18 protein-coding genes are annotated in these 16,363 nt (G+C 62.2%); 4 read left to right on the plus strand and 14 right to left on the minus strand.

Annotation, left to right across the window (positions count from 1 at the left end; genetic code table 11):
- Nucleotides 1-33: 33 nt before the first annotated feature.
- Nucleotides 34-585 (minus strand): carboxymuconolactone decarboxylase family protein, encoded by a 552-nt coding sequence (locus FJ957_RS01195; RefSeq protein WP_140827614.1) that lies wholly within the window; start codon nucleotides 583-585, stop codon nucleotides 34-36.
- Between FJ957_RS01195 and FJ957_RS01200 the strand changes: the two genes are divergently transcribed.
- A complete protein-coding gene (locus FJ957_RS01200; protein ID WP_246685746.1) occupies nucleotides 584-1,483 on the plus strand; it encodes an AraC family transcriptional regulator in 900 nt (299 codons plus the stop codon). The two genes, FJ957_RS01195 and FJ957_RS01200, sit on opposite strands and share 2 nt — an antisense overlap.
- A 554-nt stretch (nucleotides 1,484-2,037) precedes the next feature.
- Here the strand turns inward: FJ957_RS01200 and FJ957_RS01205 are convergent.
- The 11 genes from FJ957_RS01205 to FJ957_RS01255 all read right to left on the minus strand — a co-directional run bounded on the left by FJ957_RS01205 (nucleotide 2,038) and on the right by FJ957_RS01255 (nucleotide 12,161).
- Complete coding sequence (locus FJ957_RS01205; RefSeq protein WP_140827616.1) at nucleotides 2,038-2,508, minus strand: GNAT family N-acetyltransferase; 471 nt, start codon at nucleotides 2,506-2,508, stop codon at nucleotides 2,038-2,040.
- The gene (locus tag FJ957_RS01210; protein ID WP_140827617.1) at nucleotides 2,505-2,975 is read right to left on the minus strand and encodes a MaoC/PaaZ C-terminal domain-containing protein; all 471 of its coding nucleotides are present in this window, start codon (nucleotides 2,973-2,975) and stop codon (nucleotides 2,505-2,507) included. Before FJ957_RS01210 ends, FJ957_RS01205 begins: the two co-directional genes overlap by 4 nt.
- Nucleotides 2,972-3,403 (minus strand): MaoC family dehydratase N-terminal domain-containing protein, encoded by a 432-nt coding sequence (locus FJ957_RS01215; protein WP_140827620.1) that lies wholly within the window; start codon nucleotides 3,401-3,403, stop codon nucleotides 2,972-2,974. Before FJ957_RS01215 ends, FJ957_RS01210 begins: the two co-directional genes overlap by 4 nt.
- Nucleotides 3,400-4,203, minus strand: coding sequence for an ABC transporter permease (locus FJ957_RS01220; protein ID WP_181180462.1), 804 nt, complete (start codon nucleotides 4,201-4,203; stop codon nucleotides 3,400-3,402). The genes FJ957_RS01215 and FJ957_RS01220 overlap by 4 nt, the downstream gene beginning before the upstream one ends.
- Nucleotides 4,200-5,096, minus strand: coding sequence for an ABC transporter permease (locus FJ957_RS01225; protein WP_181180463.1), 897 nt, complete (start codon nucleotides 5,094-5,096; stop codon nucleotides 4,200-4,202). The genes FJ957_RS01220 and FJ957_RS01225 overlap by 4 nt, the downstream gene beginning before the upstream one ends.
- A 23-nt stretch (nucleotides 5,097-5,119) precedes the next feature.
- Complete coding sequence (locus FJ957_RS01230) at nucleotides 5,120-6,139, minus strand: extracellular solute-binding protein (protein WP_181180464.1); 1,020 nt, start codon at nucleotides 6,137-6,139, stop codon at nucleotides 5,120-5,122.
- A 70-nt stretch (nucleotides 6,140-6,209) separates the two neighbouring features.
- Nucleotides 6,210-7,274: an ABC transporter ATP-binding protein gene (locus FJ957_RS01235; protein WP_140827636.1), complete on the minus strand. Its 1,065-nt coding sequence runs from the start codon at nucleotides 7,272-7,274 to the stop codon at nucleotides 6,210-6,212.
- A 48-nt stretch (nucleotides 7,275-7,322) separates the two neighbouring features.
- Nucleotides 7,323-8,747: an amidohydrolase family protein gene (locus FJ957_RS01240; RefSeq protein WP_140827639.1), complete on the minus strand. Its 1,425-nt coding sequence runs from the start codon at nucleotides 8,745-8,747 to the stop codon at nucleotides 7,323-7,325.
- Nucleotides 8,744-10,420 (minus strand): AMP-binding protein, encoded by a 1,677-nt coding sequence (locus tag FJ957_RS01245; protein WP_140827641.1) that lies wholly within the window; start codon nucleotides 10,418-10,420, stop codon nucleotides 8,744-8,746. The genes FJ957_RS01240 and FJ957_RS01245 overlap by 4 nt, the downstream gene beginning before the upstream one ends.
- Nucleotides 10,417-11,211 carry a MaoC/PaaZ C-terminal domain-containing protein gene (locus FJ957_RS01250; RefSeq protein WP_181180465.1) on the minus strand — a complete coding sequence of 265 codons (795 nt, stop codon included), beginning with the start codon at nucleotides 11,209-11,211 and terminating at the stop codon, nucleotides 10,417-10,419. Before FJ957_RS01250 ends, FJ957_RS01245 begins: the two co-directional genes overlap by 4 nt.
- A 47-nt stretch (nucleotides 11,212-11,258) precedes the next feature.
- Nucleotides 11,259-12,161, minus strand: a complete 903-nt coding sequence (locus tag FJ957_RS01255; RefSeq protein ID WP_140827645.1) for an SDR family NAD(P)-dependent oxidoreductase — start codon at nucleotides 12,159-12,161, stop codon at nucleotides 11,259-11,261.
- 357 nt (nucleotides 12,162-12,518) lie between these two features.
- On the opposite strand from FJ957_RS01255, the gene FJ957_RS01260 reads away from it, so the two are divergent.
- Nucleotides 12,519-13,664, plus strand: coding sequence for a PLP-dependent aminotransferase family protein (locus tag FJ957_RS01260; RefSeq protein ID WP_210243227.1), 1,146 nt, complete (start codon nucleotides 12,519-12,521; stop codon nucleotides 13,662-13,664).
- A 37-nt stretch (nucleotides 13,665-13,701) separates the two neighbouring features.
- Here FJ957_RS01260 and FJ957_RS01265 read toward each other — a convergent pair whose 3' ends face one another.
- Nucleotides 13,702-14,418: a TetR/AcrR family transcriptional regulator gene (locus FJ957_RS01265; RefSeq protein ID WP_140827649.1), complete on the minus strand. Its 717-nt coding sequence runs from the start codon at nucleotides 14,416-14,418 to the stop codon at nucleotides 13,702-13,704.
- A 48-nt stretch (nucleotides 14,419-14,466) separates the two neighbouring features.
- Nucleotides 14,467-14,760: a hypothetical protein gene (locus FJ957_RS01270; protein ID WP_140827651.1), complete on the minus strand. Its 294-nt coding sequence runs from the start codon at nucleotides 14,758-14,760 to the stop codon at nucleotides 14,467-14,469.
- Nucleotides 14,761-14,804: 44 nt separating this feature from the next.
- On the opposite strand from FJ957_RS01270, the gene FJ957_RS01275 reads away from it, so the two are divergent.
- Nucleotides 14,805-15,965, plus strand: a complete 1,161-nt coding sequence (locus FJ957_RS01275; protein ID WP_140827653.1) for an acetyl-CoA acetyltransferase — start codon at nucleotides 14,805-14,807, stop codon at nucleotides 15,963-15,965.
- Entirely contained in the window at nucleotides 15,958-16,362 is a 405-nt protein-coding gene (locus FJ957_RS01280) for an OB-fold domain-containing protein (RefSeq protein WP_181180466.1), read from the plus strand. The genes FJ957_RS01275 and FJ957_RS01280 overlap by 8 nt, the downstream gene beginning before the upstream one ends.
- Nucleotide 16,363 lies beyond the last annotated feature (1 nt).

The raw sequence follows: 16,363 nt of genomic DNA on the forward strand, positions 1-16,363 counted from the left end.
ACGGCGCCGGATTGTACGCCGCGCCCATCGGGGTCAGGCGGCAGAACGCAGTTCGACGTCGACCTTGGGGAAGTCGATCTCGGTCAACGCGACGTTGTTGGTGTAGTTGGTCAACACATTGATCGCGACGTTTGCGATAATCTCGACAATATGCGCATCGCCGAGACCGGCCGAACGCGCTGCGACAAGATCCGCGTCCAGGACCTGCCCGCGCACGTCGATGAGACGGCGCGCGAAGGAGGCGACGGCAGCGTCGAGCGCGCTTTCTGCCTTGCCCTCACGGGCTTGGCGAATACCTTCCGGGGACAGGCCAGCGCCCTTGCCCATCAGCGTATGTGCTGAGAGACAATAGGAGCATTCGTTCGCCTGCCCGACAGCGAGCGAAATGATCTCGCGTTGCTTCGCCGTGAGCACGCCCTTGCCAAGGGCCTCGGATAGAGCGAGGTAGCCGTTCAGCACGGCCGGCGATTGGGCGAAGGTGGAAAAAAGATTCGGCACCATGCCGAGCTTGGCTTTGACGCCCACCAGCGTGGTGCGGACGGCGGCGTCGGCATGGGCAGTGTCGATGGGAGCGATACGGGGCATGTCAGAGTTCCTTGTGTTGATTGTCCACCATTCCTACATGGAGGACTTCAGGCGCTCTTTGGTGCCAATAATTTTGCTGATCGTCCCAATGGACCCGTTGGCCGCCCTCTTTACCCATGTCACTCCGAGCGCTCGGACGTTCTACACCGGGAACCTGTGTCAGGCGCTGCGATTCTCTGGCGCGGGTCATCTGCACCTGCTCAAGGCAGGCGAGCTCACGGTCAGCCGGAGCGGAGAGGCCGATCTCGAATTCTTTGAGCCAACCCTGCTGTTTTTTCCGCGCGGGCTGACCCATGACTTCGCAGTTGACCCCAAGCGCGGGGCCGACCTCGTCTGCGCAACCGTGGAACTCGGGGGCGCGGAGGGCAATCCCATTGGATTGGGCCTGCCAGAGTGCGTGGTCCTGCCGCTCGCAGAGCATCCAGCGCTGCGGCCGGTTTGTGACCTGCTGGTCGGCGAAGCGTTCGCGGAGGGTGGTGGCCGCCAGACGGCGCTCGACCGGCTCTTCGAGTATCTTCTGATCCTGATCGTGCGACACGTCATTGAGTGCGGCGTTGTTTCGACCGGTGTGCTCGCCGGGCTCGCCGACCCACGCCTCGCCAAAGCGCTGACGGCAATACACGAAGCGCCGAGGAAGCCTTGGAAGCTCGAGGAACTCGCCGAGGTCGCAGGCATGTCACGCACGCGTTTCGCCGAGTATTTTCGGAAGCTGGTCGGCCGCACACCGATTGAATACTTGACAGTCTGGCGCATGACGATCGCGCGCCAGCTTCTTGGCAAGGGGAAACCGGTCAAGAGCGTCGCAGCACAGGTCGGTTACGACAGCGCGGCCGCCTTCTCGCGCGTGTTCAGCCGGGTCACCGGGCACCCGCCGCGCGACATTGGCCAACCACAGTAGGATGCCCGCGGAAGCTTTCGGCGAGGCTGGCGGGTCCATTGCCTCCTGGCGGTCGGAATGGTCTTAGTAGGATTCTCGGTGGATTGATCGGTCACCGGCTGTTGCCGTCTATCGAAGCCCTCGGTGTCGCACGGGCGATCCTCTTGACAGGGACGTTGATGGCCCAGCATTGAAATTGCTGATCAATCTCGACTGGAGGCGCTACCATCCAGCCACTATTTGTCTCTTTATTTCAATGCCTTAGTGAAAATCTGGTAGCGGGAGAGCGCTACCGCCCTTTCCCCCCACTCGGAAAGCATGCGATATTTTCTACAGTGTCGGGCGTGATGGGACCTGTCTCGGTATTGCAAGGACCGGTAGGGAACGGGAGAGTCTGACCCCAAAGCTATCCACGACGCGAACGGCAGCTTTGCGCCTCAAAATTGGCCATTCAAGCGGCCAACTACCTATACCAAAAGCAGACCTCTCTGGCGCGGTCGATGAGGTGCGCTGCGCCCACCTCGGCACTGATCGCCGTCTATGGGACGCTCCAAACCCGACGCAGCTCCGACGGTTTAGGGATCGACCAGGTTCAGATCGTAGCGCAGGTAGTCCATGCGTTTGGCTAGCTTGTCGTAGAGCCGCTGGGCCGTATAGTTGTCGGACTGCGTCATCCAGAAGATCTTGAACCAGCCGGCATCCAGGCCAAGCTGACTGAGGTGGGCGATCATCGCTTGGGCTATGCCCTGGCCGCGGCTCTCGGCAACCACATAGATGTCCTGCAGGTAGCAGGCGTCGCCATTGCTCCAGGTGAAGGGGAAGGCGAGGAAGAGCGTGAAGCCTTTGGGTACGTCTTGCGCGTCCACCGCGACAATGCAGCGAAGGCCTGAGGCGGGGTCCATGATCCGGCCCCAGTTGCGCTCGCCCATGGCATGGTTGCCGGGCTCGTTCGGCGCGAGCGAGACGAAGTCACGCCACATGTCCAGAAATGCCGCGCGATCTTCGGCCTGCGCTGGGCGCACGGATATGGCGCTGACGGTCATCATGTACCCTCCTGATTTTCCTCGCCCGCCGTGCGCGCTTGCTCTGAACGTGCCCGAGGCGCATCGCCAACAATGTTGCCGGTCAGCACGCGTGCCGTTCCCGAAAGAACGACATCGCCGTCGCCTCGTTGCAACTCGACAACCAGGTCCGCTGTCTGCCCCCCGCTGCCTCCCGCCAGAACATCGATGGACCTGCAATGAGCGGTCAGCAAGTCTCCCGGCCACACGGGGCTGTGGAAGCGAACCGCATAGCGGCGGACGCTGCCAGGGCCGAACCACTTGGTCAGCGCGGAGGCCAACATTCCGGCGGACAGCATGCCGTGCGCCATGACGTCTGGCAGTCCGGCTTTTGCCGCGAACTCATGGTCGTGGTGCAGTGGATTGAAATCACCCGACGCGCCCGCATAGCGAACAAGATCGCTGCGTGTCAGCGGGCCGTAGACGACGGGTTCGCGCGGCCGGAGCGTCACGCCTGCTCTCCTGCCTTTTCGATCGCCGCTCGTTCGATCGTTGTCATGGTCTCGCGACAAACCAGATTGCCGGTTGCCGCGGACATGAACTCGACCTCGGTTGTTATCACCCGCATCAACCCGCCGCGGCGTCCCGTCTTGGTCTCGTCGCTCATCATGCGAGCACGACAGCGAAGCCGGTCGCCGGATCTCATCGGCTCGAAATACTCGTAATCCTGTTCGCCATGGACCGTTCGCGAGCGATCCAGGCCGAGCATGCTGGTGATCAGTCTCTCCACGAAATCCGCCGAGGCGACCACGGGAAAGGTCGGGGGAGCAATGTCGGCATTCTCCGAATGGACATCCTGTACCGCGCGCGCGAACTCTCGGACCTTGCCGGCCTCGACAACGAAATCCCATTCTTCCAGAATATCGCCGGCCACGATCATGTCATGCCTTCTCGCAAGGCGCTGTTGCGGCGGGTGAGCAGCAAGAGCACCGCCAGCGCCAGAATATTGAAAGCAATCAGCAGGGTCGCAACGGCCGTAATCGTCGGGTTGATCTGTATGACCAACTCGTTGAACATTCGCTTCGGGATGGTCATGTGGGTCCCCGCGATGAACAGCGTCACCACCACCTCGTCGAAGCTCATGACGAAGGAGAATATCCACGCCGCCGCCGCCGAAGGCGCCATGTTCGGCAGCACGACCCGCGTCAGGATCTGAAGCTGCGAGGCGCCGAGCGTTGCCGCCACCTGCTCGATGCGGACATCGAAGCTCCTGAACGCCGCCTGCATGATCAGGACGACGTAAGGCACCGCCAGAATCGTATGGCCCAGCACGAGGCCGAAGAACGTGCCGAGCAGGCCGATCCGCGCGAAGAAGATGTAAAGCGAGACCGCCGTGATGATGGAGGGCAGGATCATAGGGGCCATGAAGTTCGCTTCGAGAAAGCGTTTGCCTCGGAAATCGCCGCGTACGAGGACATAGGCAGCGAGCGTTCCGCAGACGAGCGCTATGCAGCTGGAAAGCGTTGCGAGAATAAGCGAATTCGTACCCGCTTCGATCCAGACCGGATTGCCGAACAGGCTCTCATACCAGCGCAGCGACAGCGCCGCCGGCGGAAACTCCAGCGATCTCGCGTCCGAAAAAGACATCGGCGCAACGATCAGCACAGGCAGGCAAAGGAACATCAGGACGGCCGATCCGACAACGCCAAGCCAGAGATCGGAGAAGGAAGTTCGCTTCATGCCTGACCTCGCTCGCGAAGCCATTGGTAGACGGCATAGAGTGAAAGCGTGATCGTCATCAGCACCACCGAGATCACCGCCGCGATTTCCCATTGCGCGAAGCGATTGATGAGCAGGTCCATCATGTTGGAGATCAATGGAAAACGACCGCCGCCCAGAACCGCTGGTGTGATGTAGAAGCCGAGGCTGAGAATGAAGATGAGAATGGCGGAAGCGGCAAGCGCCTGAAGCGTCTGCGGGAAAAAAATTTGCCAGAAGATCCGCGTGCGGCTGGCGCCGAGCGTTTCGGCCACCTGCATGAGCCGCCCGTCGACCTTGATCATCGCCGCATAGAGCGGCAGGACGAGGAAAGGCAGCAGCACGTTCGCCATGCCGATCAGGATGCCGATCTCATTGTAGAGGAATTCGACGGGGCGGGTGGTCAGCCCGAGGCTGAGCAACGTCTTGTTGACGAGCCCTCCATTGCCGAGGATCACGATCCAGGCATAGGTGCGCACGAGGATCGAGACCCAGAAGGTCATGACGACGATGCCGAGCACAAGCATGCGCAGGCGAGGCCGGAGCCTGGTTGTCCAATAGGCGAGGGGATAGCCTAGCAATACCGTGACGATCGTTACCTCGAGCGCCACGACGAGCGTGCGCCAGATGACGTGGGAATAGACGTTCGACTGCACGAAATCACTATAGAACCGGGTGGTCAGCGTGCCGGTCTTCGAATCGTCGATGCTCCAGTAGGCGGTGTTCAGCAACGGAAGATCGAAGACCGCCAGCATGAGCAGCGCCATCGGCGCCAGGAGCACAACGAGATCGAGTTTCGAGCGGAAAGACGAGCGCAAGGGCGCGGCGACCTTTCGGGTCGTCGCGTCCTCGAGGGCGATGGAAGCATCGGACATGGATGGCTTCGCTGCGGTCTTCGTCACTGCGCCAACTTGAACTCGTTCCAGCGCTTCTCGACCTCGGCGGCGTGGTCGTACCACCACTGGCCATTGATCAGCCACTGGACCTTCTTGTTGTCGGCGGATGTCGGGAAGGTCTTGAGCACTTCAGGCGTCACGATCTTCTCAAGCTCCGGGCTCGCACCGGGATAGGGCAGGAAGCCGAGTATGCACTTCTGCACCTCGGCGTTGCTCTGCAACTTCATCCAGGCGTAGAGCATGTCGCGCTGTTCGTCCGAAATGCCCTTGGCCACCATCCACCACGAGATGTCCAGCATGCCCTGATTGTAGGTCGAATCAACGCCTTCCTGACCGAGCACGCGGCCCGACCATGCGATTGCGTACTGGACCTCGTTGTCCTTCAGCAACTGGGCTGGCTGTGCGCCCGACTGCCACCAGATCGTATCCGTCTTGATCCGCTCCAGGGTCTTGAAGGCGCGATCGAGGTCGACGCCCTTTTTCACGTCCTCGGGCGTCATGCCATCGCCCATGGCCGCAAAGGCAAGAACGAATTCGGGATAGTCCGGCAGCGCCCGCTTGCCGGGGAATTTTTCCGTGTCGAAGAAGTCGACGAAGTTCTGCGGTGCCTTGGTGTCCTTGCGCCAGGCCATGATCGTGGAGTAGTAGCTGGCCCCGAAGCCGTTGGCATTCTTCGCTTCGTCGAACATAGGCTCGGGATTGAGCTTCGCCCAGTCGATCGGCTCGAGCAGGCCCTCGGCGGCCAGCCGGTACATGTCGCCGGTCGAGCCGTCGGTCACCGTGTTGGTGATGACGCCGGATTTCGCCTGCGCGGCGATCTTTGCGTAACCGCCGGGAGTCTCGGTGATCACCTTGATGTTGGCGTCCTTGAGAAGCGGGCCGTTGACGCATTTGTCGAGCGCATCGCCATACTCGCCGCCCGAATTCATGATGTGAAGTTCCCTGGTCTGCGCCATGGACTGCGTCGAGGTGATCAACGCGATGGCACAAACGAGTGAGATGTTCCCCAGCAGTTTTTTCATTTTCATCACCTTTGTTCCGTTTGGATCGACAGAGATGGAATGAGATCGAGCCGCTCTGTCACGGCGACTTCTATTGCGCTGGGACACCTCCCGTGCCTTCAGGCAATATCCAGACGTTCGCCGGATCCCATGAGAGCCACACCTTGGACCCTTCGGGCTTCGGTCCGCGCGAACCCGCCAGGCTTGCCTTCATGCGGCGCCCATTATCGAGTTCGACATCGTAACGGACGGTCTCGCCGAGGAAGACGACGTCCCTGACCGTACCGTTGACGAAGCCGCTGTCATTATCGGCGCGGATGTCTTCCGGACGGATCATGCCGCAGACGCGATCCCGCACCCGTCCGACCGGCGCATCGCAGGGGAAGAGGTTTCCGTCGTCGCCGACAATCTCGTTGTGCGCCCGCAACCTGCCTTCGAGGAAGTTCGCCATACCTAAAAAGCCGGCGGTGAAGCGCGTTGTCGGCCGATGATAGATTTCACTCGGCGTTCCGGTCTGCTCGACGCGGCCGTTGGCAAGCAGGACGACGCGATCCGACATCGACAGCGCCTCTTCCTGGTCATGCGTCACCATGATGGTGGTGATGCCGAGGTTGCGCTGCAGGTCGCGGATTTCGGACCGCACCTCTTCGCGCAGCTTGCGGTCGAGGGCGGCCAGCGGTTCGTCGAGCAGCAGGATGTCGGGCCTGAACACGACCGCGCGGGCGAGCGCCGCCCGTTGCTGCTGGCCGCCCGACAATTGGTGCGGCTTTCGCCATCCGAAATCCGTCAGCCGGACAAGCCGCAGCGCGTCAACGACACGGTCGCGGAGCTCGGAGGCCGCCACACCGCGCACGCGCAAGGGAAAGGCGATATTGTCGAAGATCGTCATGTGCGGGAAAAGCGCGTAGCTTTGGAACACGAGGCCGATATTGCGCTGCGCCGGGGCTACGAAGGTGATCTCGCGGTCGCCGATCTCGATACGGCCTGACGTCGGGATCGAAATCCCCGCCATCAGGGACAGCATCGTCGTCTTGCCGGAACCGCTTGGCCCGAGGATGGTCGTGAATTCGCCGGAATTCACCGTGACCGAAACATCCTCGATGGCCCTGACCAGACCATATGATTTCGTGACGTTGGAGAATCGGACGAGGGTCATCTTGCCTTGGGTTTCAGGTTCGGTTGCGGCGGATCACTGTTCAGTGCCTCATGCGACAAGCGGCCAGACGGTTCGGTGCGCGATGCCGGCGCGCTTGGCCACACGCTCGGCGGAGTGTCTTGCCAGCCTGTAGATCTCGCCTTCGTCGAGCTTCACCAGCCGCCCATGACGCACGATCATCTCGCCGTTGCAGACGACTGTGTCGACCGCCTTGGTTCGAGAAACGAGCACGAGTTGGCGCACGACGTCGACATTGGGCTGGGCGTCCGGCAGATCGTTGCTGCGCACGACGAGATCGGCCTTTTTTCCGACCTCGATGCTGCCGAGTTGTGAAGACAGTCCGAGCGCGCGCGCGCCGCCAAGCGTGAACATTTCCAGGATCGACTGCGACGGCAGATACTCGCCCCATTCGCGGCTGACGAGATAGGCGATGAAACCGAGATCGCCGAACGCCCATGCCTTTGCGATGTCGGTTCCGAAGGCGATCGAGGTACCCGACTTGTGCAGGCCCGGGAAGCGGCTTCGACCGGTCTGCGAGATGCCGTAGTACATGAAATTGCCGGGATGCCAGACCAGACCCATGCCGGTCGCCGATATTGCGTCGACTTCGCTCGGCTCGAGAATGTTCATATGTGTGAAGAAGCTGTTGGGGCCGATCAGGCCCTTTTCGGCGAAATGGACCAGAGCCGGTTTGCCGAAGCGTGTCTTGTCGTAGTCGGTATCCGCCACCATCAGATTCTGGTGCTGGTGAAAGACCGTGCCGCTGCGATCGGCGAGCGCTTTCGCCTCCTGCATCAATTCCTCGGAGGCGCTGCCGCAGCCATACAAGGCGACGTGGCCGCGCGCCAAACCGTCCTCGTCAGTGTTGCGCTTCAATTGGCCACCCAGTCCCTCGCGCGCCCTTTTCGCATCGCATGGTGCGCGGGGAATATCGGCCGCCATCGGCTCGCCGCCCACGATGTCCCACAGCATGCAGTCGGAAACCGAGCAGCGGATGCCGACGGCCTGCGCACCCTCGACGATCGCGTCGGGCGAATAGCTTGTCGCGGCATCGACGAAGCCGGTGAAGCCGTTGCGCGCCATTTCGGCGGCGGCCATCAGGGCGCTGGCGTATTCGTCTTGGTCCTCGACGGCGTTCATCCAGCGTGTGAACACGCCGGTCCCGGCGCCGCCTTCCTCCCTCGGTGGATTGGGATTGTCGGTGATCGAACCTCGGCTGAGATGCAGGCCCGCGTGGTAATGTCCGTCGATGAAGCCCGGATGCAGCACGCCGCCGGTCGCGTCTATCTTGCGGCTGGAGGTCCATTCGGCTTCGATCCTGTTGGTCGTGCCGACCGCGGCAATCCTGTTTCCCACGATCGCGACCGCGCCGTCCGGATAGACCGTTCGCTGCTTGTCCATGGTCAGGATATAGCCGTGGGTGATCAGCAGGTCGCAGGGCTGCGGGACGCCGGGTTCGGGAGGCGTCGTCATATCTGCACCTTCCCGGTCTCCCGGTCCCACGATCCGACACGCAGGTCCGGCTTTTCCTTGAGCAGCGATTGCTTGTGAACACGCATCGATGGGGTCCGCTCGAAGTCGGTGTCGCGAATCTCGATGAAGCGCGGGATCTTGAAGGCCGCCAGGTTGGCCCGGCAAAACTCGACGATCGTCTCGGGAGACAGGTCATCGCCCGGTCTCACCTGAACGTATGCCTTTACCTCCTCGCCGCGAAGCTCGTCGGGCACGGGTACGACCGCCGCGTCTATGATGTTGGGGTGGGAGCGCAGGACGCCTTCCAGTTCGGCCGCGGAAATGTTCTCGCCAGAGCGGCGGATGATCTCCTTCTTGCGGCCGACGAAGTAGAGCAGCCCGCGCTCGTCGCGGCGCGCCACATCCCCCGAATGATACCAGCCGCCACGATTGGCCTCGGCCGTGGTCTCCGGCCGGTTGAGATAGCCGGCATAGAGATCCAGTCCACCGATCAGGCATTCGCCGGCATCGCCTTCGGCAACGTCATTGTCCTCGTCGTCGACGAGGCGGATCGTCACGCCCGGCGGCTCGACGCCCATCGTGCCGGTGCCGACGAGTTCGTCTGCCATGTGGTTGGGCACGCGGCTCATCACGCCACCCTCGGTGCTGCCATACTGGTTGTGCCAGTGGAAGCCATAGCGCTTCACCATTTCGGCGTGGAGCTCCTTGGGCAGGCCGGCATGGATGGCGAGCCGAATGCGGTGGTCCAGTTCGGCCGGTCCGGGCTCACCTTTCATCAGCAATGCGGGAATGGATGCGATGGACAGGATTTCGGTGGCGTCATAAGTCGTCACCACATCCCAGAAGCGCGATACGGAAAAGCGGCGCATCGCGACCATCGTGCCGCGCGAGGCGAGCGAGGTGAGAAGCTGGATCGCGGGATCCGCATAATAGAACGGCAGGCAGCAGAGTTGCCGGTCCTGCCAACCGCGTCGGAAAAGTCGAAGGTCGACGTCGATGACGCGTAGCCACCAGCCGTGATGCAGCATGCAGCCTTTCGGCGCGCCGGTCGTACCGGATGTATAGTAGACCGTGATGATGTCTTCGCGCTTGCATTCGACCGTGGCGAAATCCAGGGGCTCGCCCACGTTTTCATACGCTGCAAGGCCGTCCGGTTCGTCGCCTTCGACCAAGACGATGTGGCGCAGTGCCGGCAAATTGCCGCGCACGGCCTCCATGATCGGCAGTTGCGGCTTGCCGACGATTGCCACCGTCGGCGCGGCGTCCGTCACGATGTGGCCCGCGTCGTATTGCATCGCGGTCGGTGCGATCGACACCATGGTACAGCGGTTGGCTATGATGCCGAACAGCGCGATCATGAATTCGAGCCGGTTGTCGAGCATGATGACGACGCGGTCGCCAGCCTTGACATGCGGTTTCAGATATCCGGCAAATCGCTGGCAGCGGTCGAGGAATTCTCGCCGCGTCATGATCGGTCCGCCATCGATGATGATGGCGGGGCGCTCGGGATCTTCAAGGCAGCCCTTGGAGACGATCTCGATGACCGTCTGATGGGGAACGCCGCTCCACTCCGGTGCGACGTTCTCATGCCTGATCCAGGTCGATGGTCGCGGCGGAATCTTGGAGACGCCGAGTTCCATGCGCGCTGCTTGTGTGGCAATCTGGCCGCTCATGAAGACACCTGTGCGTAGCCGTTCTTGATCACGATGTTGCCGGCGGAGTCCGAGGCTTCAAAGCCGACAAGCCCGTCCTGTCCGGCCCAGTGGTCGACGGTGATCGATTGGCCCGGCGTCAGGAAAAGCGGATGGGCGAAGCGGCAGCCGAGCCGCTTCAGCCTCGGCGTCTGCCCGCCACAATGGTCGTCCACGACCGCGCGGCCGGCGAAGGACAAGGTGCACATTCCGTGCACGATTGGTGCCGGAAATCCAGCCTTGGCCGCGATGGCCGGATCGATCGTGTAGGCGGAATAATCACGCGCCGCATCGGCATAGCGGCGGGTCTGGTCGGGCGTCAGGCCGTATTGCGCCGAGGCCCCTTGCGTCTTTGCGATCACCGGTCTCGCAGGTGGCGTCTCGCCATGCGCCGCATCGGAAGGTTCTCCGCGGACAAGGCAGGTGCTGTACTGGGTGCAGACAGCCTTGCCGTCATGCGTCACGGTTTCGGAACGAATGACGAAGGTGGTGCCGGCACGGGTGCCGCGCACGCTCGTCAGCGTCGAGGCGGTGAACAGCCGCTGCCCGGGCACGATCGGCGCATGAAAGAAGAAATCGTGCTCGCCATGCAGGACGAAGTCGCCGGTCAGCTTGTCCAGCACCTCGACCATGCTTTGCATGACGGGCACATGGGAGAAAACGGGCGGCGCGAATTCACCTGCCAGATGCCGCGGGTTTTCGTCATCGACCGAGCGTGCGAACTGCGCCAGCCTGTGGCTGCTGGTGCGGAACTCCTCGGAGTCACGTGACATGCCTATGGGCGGAGCCTTGGTGTTGACGTGCCCTGGGGAGCCTAAATTCATAACGGGAGTCCTTCGACGAAATCACCCAGTTGCGGAAGCTTGGGTAGTCTGTGGTTCAACGCCTTCTCGACATCCTCGATCTGCCAGCGCCCATCGGTGCGCAGATCGATCTCGATGGCGCTTGGCGCAATCACCTCGATACGATTGCCATAGGCCTGGAAAACCTGTCCCGTCGCTGGACAGTCTTCCAGCGCAAGCCAGCAGATCAGTGGCGAAACGTTGTCGGGCGAAAAGACGTCGAACACGCCGTCTGGCGGCGCTTGCAGCGACGTCTCGATGCGCGTGCGGGCCGAAGGGGAAACGGCGTTGGAGCGCACGCCGTATTTGGTGCCTTCAAGCGCAAGCGTGCGCGACAGGCCGATCACCGCGAGCTTCGCCGACGCATAGTTTGCCTGGCCGAAACTCCCGACCAGCCCGGCGAGCGAGGTCGTGTGCACGATCGACGCGGCGACCTGTCTGCCGGCCTTGGTCTCGTTGCGCCAATATTCCATGGCGTGGCGCGCCGGCGCCGCATGGCCCTTGAGATGGACACGGATGACGGCGTCCCATTCGTCTTCGGACATGTTCGCGAACAGACGGTCGCGCAGGATGCCGGCATTGTTCACCAGGATGTCGAGCCCGCCGAATGTCTCGACGGCCATCCCGATCAGCGCCTGGGCCTCGCGCCAGTCCGCGACGTCGTGGCCGCTCACCATCGCCTTGCCGCCGTCCGCGATGATTTCGCCGACCACCGCGTTGGCGGGGGATACGTCGCGCCCTTGCCCGTGGAGGTCGGCACCGAGATCGTTGACGATGACTGATGCTCCGTGCCCGGCCAGCGCAAGCGCATAGGAGCGGCCAAGACCCCGCCCCCCGCCAGTTACCACCGCGATCCGTCCTTCAAGCCGGCGCTTCGTCATTACGACAGCCTGTCCGATGATGTCGCGACCACCGCGCGTCTGCGGAAAAAAGGTGCCATCTGATCGCGCACGTCCACCTCGCTTGTCGCCTGCAAGGGTTGCTCCGGCGCCTGACCAACTGAATGGTCCGGCACCCCCCGCAGCCCTCGTCTCGTCCGATATTTGACAGCAGATATTAAAATGAATATGAGGTCAATATCATTTTTCGTCGACAAACCTCTGTTCCAAGTCTGATCGCGGAAAGAGTGAAAGTCGCGGCAGGGATGGCGACAGATGGCACCTCGCACCGTAGCTTCTTCGCCGCGTCCCGCATTCGCTCGGTGGATCTCCCAAAGCAACAGCATCACCCAGCAATTCATGGCGATGGGGATCCAGCCGGAGTTCATCAGCATGGCCGGTGGCTTGCCGGCCGCCGAGTTCTATCCGGCCGCAGCGATTGCCGAGGCGAGCGAAAAGGCCATGGCACGCTGGGGCTCCATGGCACTGGAATATGGTCCGATCGAAGGTTTTCCGGCGCTGCGTCAGCAAATCGCCGAGCGCATCAGCCGCGAGGCGGGCCGCACCTTCACGATCGAGAACGTGCTTCTGACGACCGGCGCCATGCAGGGGCTCGATCTTCTCGGCAAGGTCCTAATCGATCCGGGCGACCGGGTCGTTGCGCAATTCCCGACCTATGTCGGTGCGCTCGATGCCTGGCGCCCGCGGCTTCCCGTCTACGAGCCGCTCGATTGGTCGGCGCCTGGAGGGACCGGTGTCGATGCGCTGCGCCTGGCGAAGTTCATCTACACAGTGCCGAATTATTCCAACCCCACCGGCGCCCGGGTATCAACGGCCGCGCGAAAGGCCCTGCTGGAAAAGGCGATGCAGGCCGGGACCTGGCTTGTCGAGGACGACCCTTACCTGCCGCTGCAATTCGACGGCGCAACCGGACCGAGCATCCTTGCGCTGCATGGGAGGATGGAGCGCGACGGACCTTACGAGGGGCCTGTTGTGTATCTCGGAACGCTGTCGAAAAGCATCGTGCCGGGATTGCGTGTCGGCTGGACGATTGCGTCGCGCGACATGATCCAGGCGCTGACGCTCGCCAAGCAATCGTCCGACATCAGCAGTTCGATGCTGACGCAGGCGATCGCGCTGGAACTTCTGGAATCCGGTTTCGAGGCTCATCACGTGCCGTCGATCGTGCGCCACTACAGGCAGCGGCGCGACGCACTTTGCGCGGCGGCGAATGCCGAGCTTGGCGAGTGGTTCGAATGGGAAATGCCTCCCGGCGGCATGTTCGTGTGGATGCGCGGCCGCCATTCGGCGATCGACACCGACGTCCTCTATGGCTTTGCACTGGACGCCAAGGTGGCATTCGTGCCGGGCAGCGTCTTCGACCCGGCGGCGAAACTCCGATCGGCGATGCGCGTGAACTTCACCAGAAGTGCGCCGACGGTGCTCGAGGAAGGTGTTTCACGGCTTGCGGTAGCGGTCAAACGCTACATGGCGTCAAATCACTGACCGTGACTGGACAAATAGGCGTTCGTCCAACGAACGATCAGCGCCCGGCGGGCGGATCCTTGCAATAGACCGCCCGGTACCAGAGCGTCGACAGCATAAGCGCGAGGTCTTCGTCGCCAGAGAGGCCTTCCTGGTCGAAGAGCGAGTCCCGGCTGACAATCACCGCATAGAGATAGTGGAAGACCATTCCCTCCAGCGCGTGCGCCACCGCGACCGCCGATCCCGGCATGTCTTCCTTGTAGTTGCCGCGTCGCGAGATCGACCGGGCGAGATTCTCTATCCACGTCTGGTGCCGCGGCCGCCATAATTGGCGGAATTCCGGCAACTGGCTCTGCAGTTGCAGATGACACTGCATAAGCCCCGCATTCACGCGATAGGCGGCCACAAAGAACCTGTTGGTGTTCAAGATCGCGTCGAACTCGCCGGTGCCGCGTCCGACCTGGCGTGCGCGATCATACAAATGCTCGACGAAGTCCAGCACCACCTCGATGGCGATCTCGTTCTTGTCGCGGTAATAGACATAAAAGGTTCCCAATGCCACGTCGGCATAGGTGCAGATGTCCGAGACCTTCACGTCCTGATAGCCGATCTCCTCGAGCGCCTGCGCCGCGGCAATCTTCAATCGATACTTGGTCCTGTCGCCTTTCGATGCGAAAGACCGCGAGGTCATCCCCGCGGCCAGATGCTCGGCATACTTCTCGGCCTTGCTGCCGTTGCTGGCCGGCGCGGCCCTTTGTTGCGCCTTCACTGCCATGCGATCATCCTCTGCCCGGTGGTGTTGCGCCAGCGTGTCCGTTTATCATTATTCGGCGCTGGTGTGGTGGATTTGAAGCCCCGTTGTTTGACGGCACCAGCGTTCAGGAGCTTCAAAATCCAAAACCACACGAGAGTCCATCCAGCGCGATCGAGCGGCCATGCTGAAATTGATATTGACTTCATATTCATATTGTATGATTTCTGATTCCGCTGCCGTGCGCAAGCAGTGAGCCAGCGCGGCCTCATTTTTTGGGCGCCGTCCGCGATGTATATCGGCGGCTGAAAGCTGAACAGGCTGGAGGACATCTCTTTGGACTTCGGATCTGAAATGGCGCTTCACGTCTTTCGCATGGCGAGCCTCTGTCTCCAGGATTGGGATGATCCATGCCTCATATCTTGACCGCCTCACCCGTCTATATCGTCGGTGCGGCCGAGACGCCCCTTGGAAAGGTGCTGGATCAGAGCGAGCTGTCGATGGTGGCACTGGCCGCCAAAGAGGCGCTGGGAGAAGCCGGGCTGAGCCTGCGCGACGTCGATGCGCTCTTCACCAACTATATGGGCGAGGAGGGATCCGTCCAGCTTGGCGAATATCTCGGGGTGCGGCCGCGCTATGCCGAATCGTCCGATATGGGCGGTGCCTCTTTCGAGTTTTTCGTACACCATGCCATGACGTCGATAGCGACCGGCCGGTGCGATGTCGCGCTCATCGCCTATGCCTCGCGTCAGCGCAGCCGCCGAAATCGCAAGAAGGCGGCTACTGCGCTGGATGGTTCGCTCTCCGCGCAGTTCGAAACACCCTACGGCATCCATTTTCCGATCGGTCACTATGCGCTGAGCGCGGCGCGCTACATGCATCAATACGGCGCCACGCCAGAGCATCTGGCCGAGATCGCCGTGGCAGCGCGGCAGTGGGCCGGGCTCAACCCGAAGGCTTGGATCCGCGATCCCCTCACCATCGAGGAGGTGATGGCGTCGCCGATGCTGTGCGATCCGTTGCGCAAACTCGACTGCTGCCTGGTCACCGACGGCGGCGGCGCCATCGTGGTGGCGCGCAAGGACCGGGCGCGTGATGCCGCCAAACCGCCAGTGCGCGTCCTCGGTGCCGGCGAGAGCCATGTCCAGTGGCACGTCGCGCAGTGCCCCGACCTGACGGTGACGCCGGGTGTGGCCTCCGGCCGTGATGCCTTCGCAATGGCCGGCGTGAAACCGGGCGATGTCGACGTGTTCGAGCCCTACGACAATTTCACCCACGCCGTACTGCTCTATCTGGAGGATCTCGGCTTTTGCGGGAAAGGCGAGGCGGGCGCCTTCGTCTCGGAAGGCCGCCTCAGGCCCGGCGGCAGCCTGCCCAGCATGACTTCCGGCGGCGGCCTTTCCTATTGCCATCCCGGTGCGCTCGGGATTCTCCTTTTGATCGAAGCGGTGCGCCAGTTGCGCGGCGAGGCCGGCGACCGCCAGGTTCCCGGCGCCGAAATCGCGGTCGCACATGGCACCGGCGGCCTTGCCTTCTCGACAGCCTCGACCGTGGTGGTCGCCCGTGACTGACAATCTTTCCTTCTCCGATCTCGGCGCGGCCGACCCAACCACCGAGCCGTTCTGGCAGGCCTGCGTGGAAAGGCGGCTGACAGTGCAGCGCTGCACGGCTTGCGGGTCGCATCAGTTCTATCCGCGACCGTTGTGCCTTTCTTGCGAGGCGACGGGGCTCGAATGGGTGGATGCCAAGGGAAGCGGCACGATCTATTCGCTTACCACGATCCGCATACCGGTCAGCGAGGATCTGGCACCTCCCTACCTTCTCGCACTCGTCGATCTCGACGAGGGGCCAAGGCTGCTGACCAATATCGAGGCCAAAAGCGCAGGGATCGGCGACCGCGTGACCATCGCCTGGCGGCGGCGCGAAGGATTGCCGCCGCTTCCAGTCTTCAGGCTTTCGGCCGGGTGAT

The sequence above is a fragment of the Mesorhizobium sp. B2-4-6 genome (assembly GCF_006442775.1).
Taxonomy (GTDB): domain Bacteria; phylum Pseudomonadota; class Alphaproteobacteria; order Rhizobiales; family Rhizobiaceae; genus Mesorhizobium.

Coding starts and splice junctions, on each gene's coding strand:
- FJ957_RS01200 (WP_246685746.1), top strand. CDS start 584: ATGTCAGAGTTCCTTGTGTTGATTGTCCACCATTCCTACATGGAGGAC.
- FJ957_RS01195 (WP_140827614.1), bottom strand. CDS start 585: ATGCCCCGTATCGCTCCCATCGACACTGCCCATGCCGACGCCGCCGTC.
- FJ957_RS01205 (WP_140827616.1), bottom strand. CDS start 2,508: ATGATGACCGTCAGCGCCATATCCGTGCGCCCAGCGCAGGCCGAAGAT.
- FJ957_RS01215 (WP_140827620.1), bottom strand. CDS start 3,403: ATGATCGTGGCCGGCGATATTCTGGAAGAATGGGATTTCGTTGTCGAG.
- FJ957_RS01220 (WP_181180462.1), bottom strand. CDS start 4,203: ATGAAGCGAACTTCCTTCTCCGATCTCTGGCTTGGCGTTGTCGGATCG.
- FJ957_RS01225 (WP_181180463.1), bottom strand. CDS start 5,096: ATGTCCGATGCTTCCATCGCCCTCGAGGACGCGACGACCCGAAAGGTC.
- FJ957_RS01230 (WP_181180464.1), bottom strand. CDS start 6,139: ATGAAAAAACTGCTGGGGAACATCTCACTCGTTTGTGCCATCGCGTTG.
- FJ957_RS01235 (WP_140827636.1), bottom strand. CDS start 7,274: ATGACCCTCGTCCGATTCTCCAACGTCACGAAATCATATGGTCTGGTC.
- FJ957_RS01240 (WP_140827639.1), bottom strand. CDS start 8,747: ATGACGACGCCTCCCGAACCCGGCGTCCCGCAGCCCTGCGACCTGCTG.
- FJ957_RS01245 (WP_140827641.1), bottom strand. CDS start 10,420: ATGAGCGGCCAGATTGCCACACAAGCAGCGCGCATGGAACTCGGCGTC.
- FJ957_RS01250 (WP_181180465.1), bottom strand. CDS start 11,211: ATGTCACGTGACTCCGAGGAGTTCCGCACCAGCAGCCACAGGCTGGCG.
- FJ957_RS01255 (WP_140827645.1), bottom strand. CDS start 12,161: ATGACGAAGCGCCGGCTTGAAGGACGGATCGCGGTGGTAACTGGCGGG.
- FJ957_RS01260 (WP_210243227.1), top strand. CDS start 12,519: ATGGCGATGGGGATCCAGCCGGAGTTCATCAGCATGGCCGGTGGCTTG.
- FJ957_RS01265 (WP_140827649.1), bottom strand. CDS start 14,418: ATGGCAGTGAAGGCGCAACAAAGGGCCGCGCCGGCCAGCAACGGCAGC.
- FJ957_RS01275 (WP_140827653.1), top strand. CDS start 14,805: ATGCCTCATATCTTGACCGCCTCACCCGTCTATATCGTCGGTGCGGCC.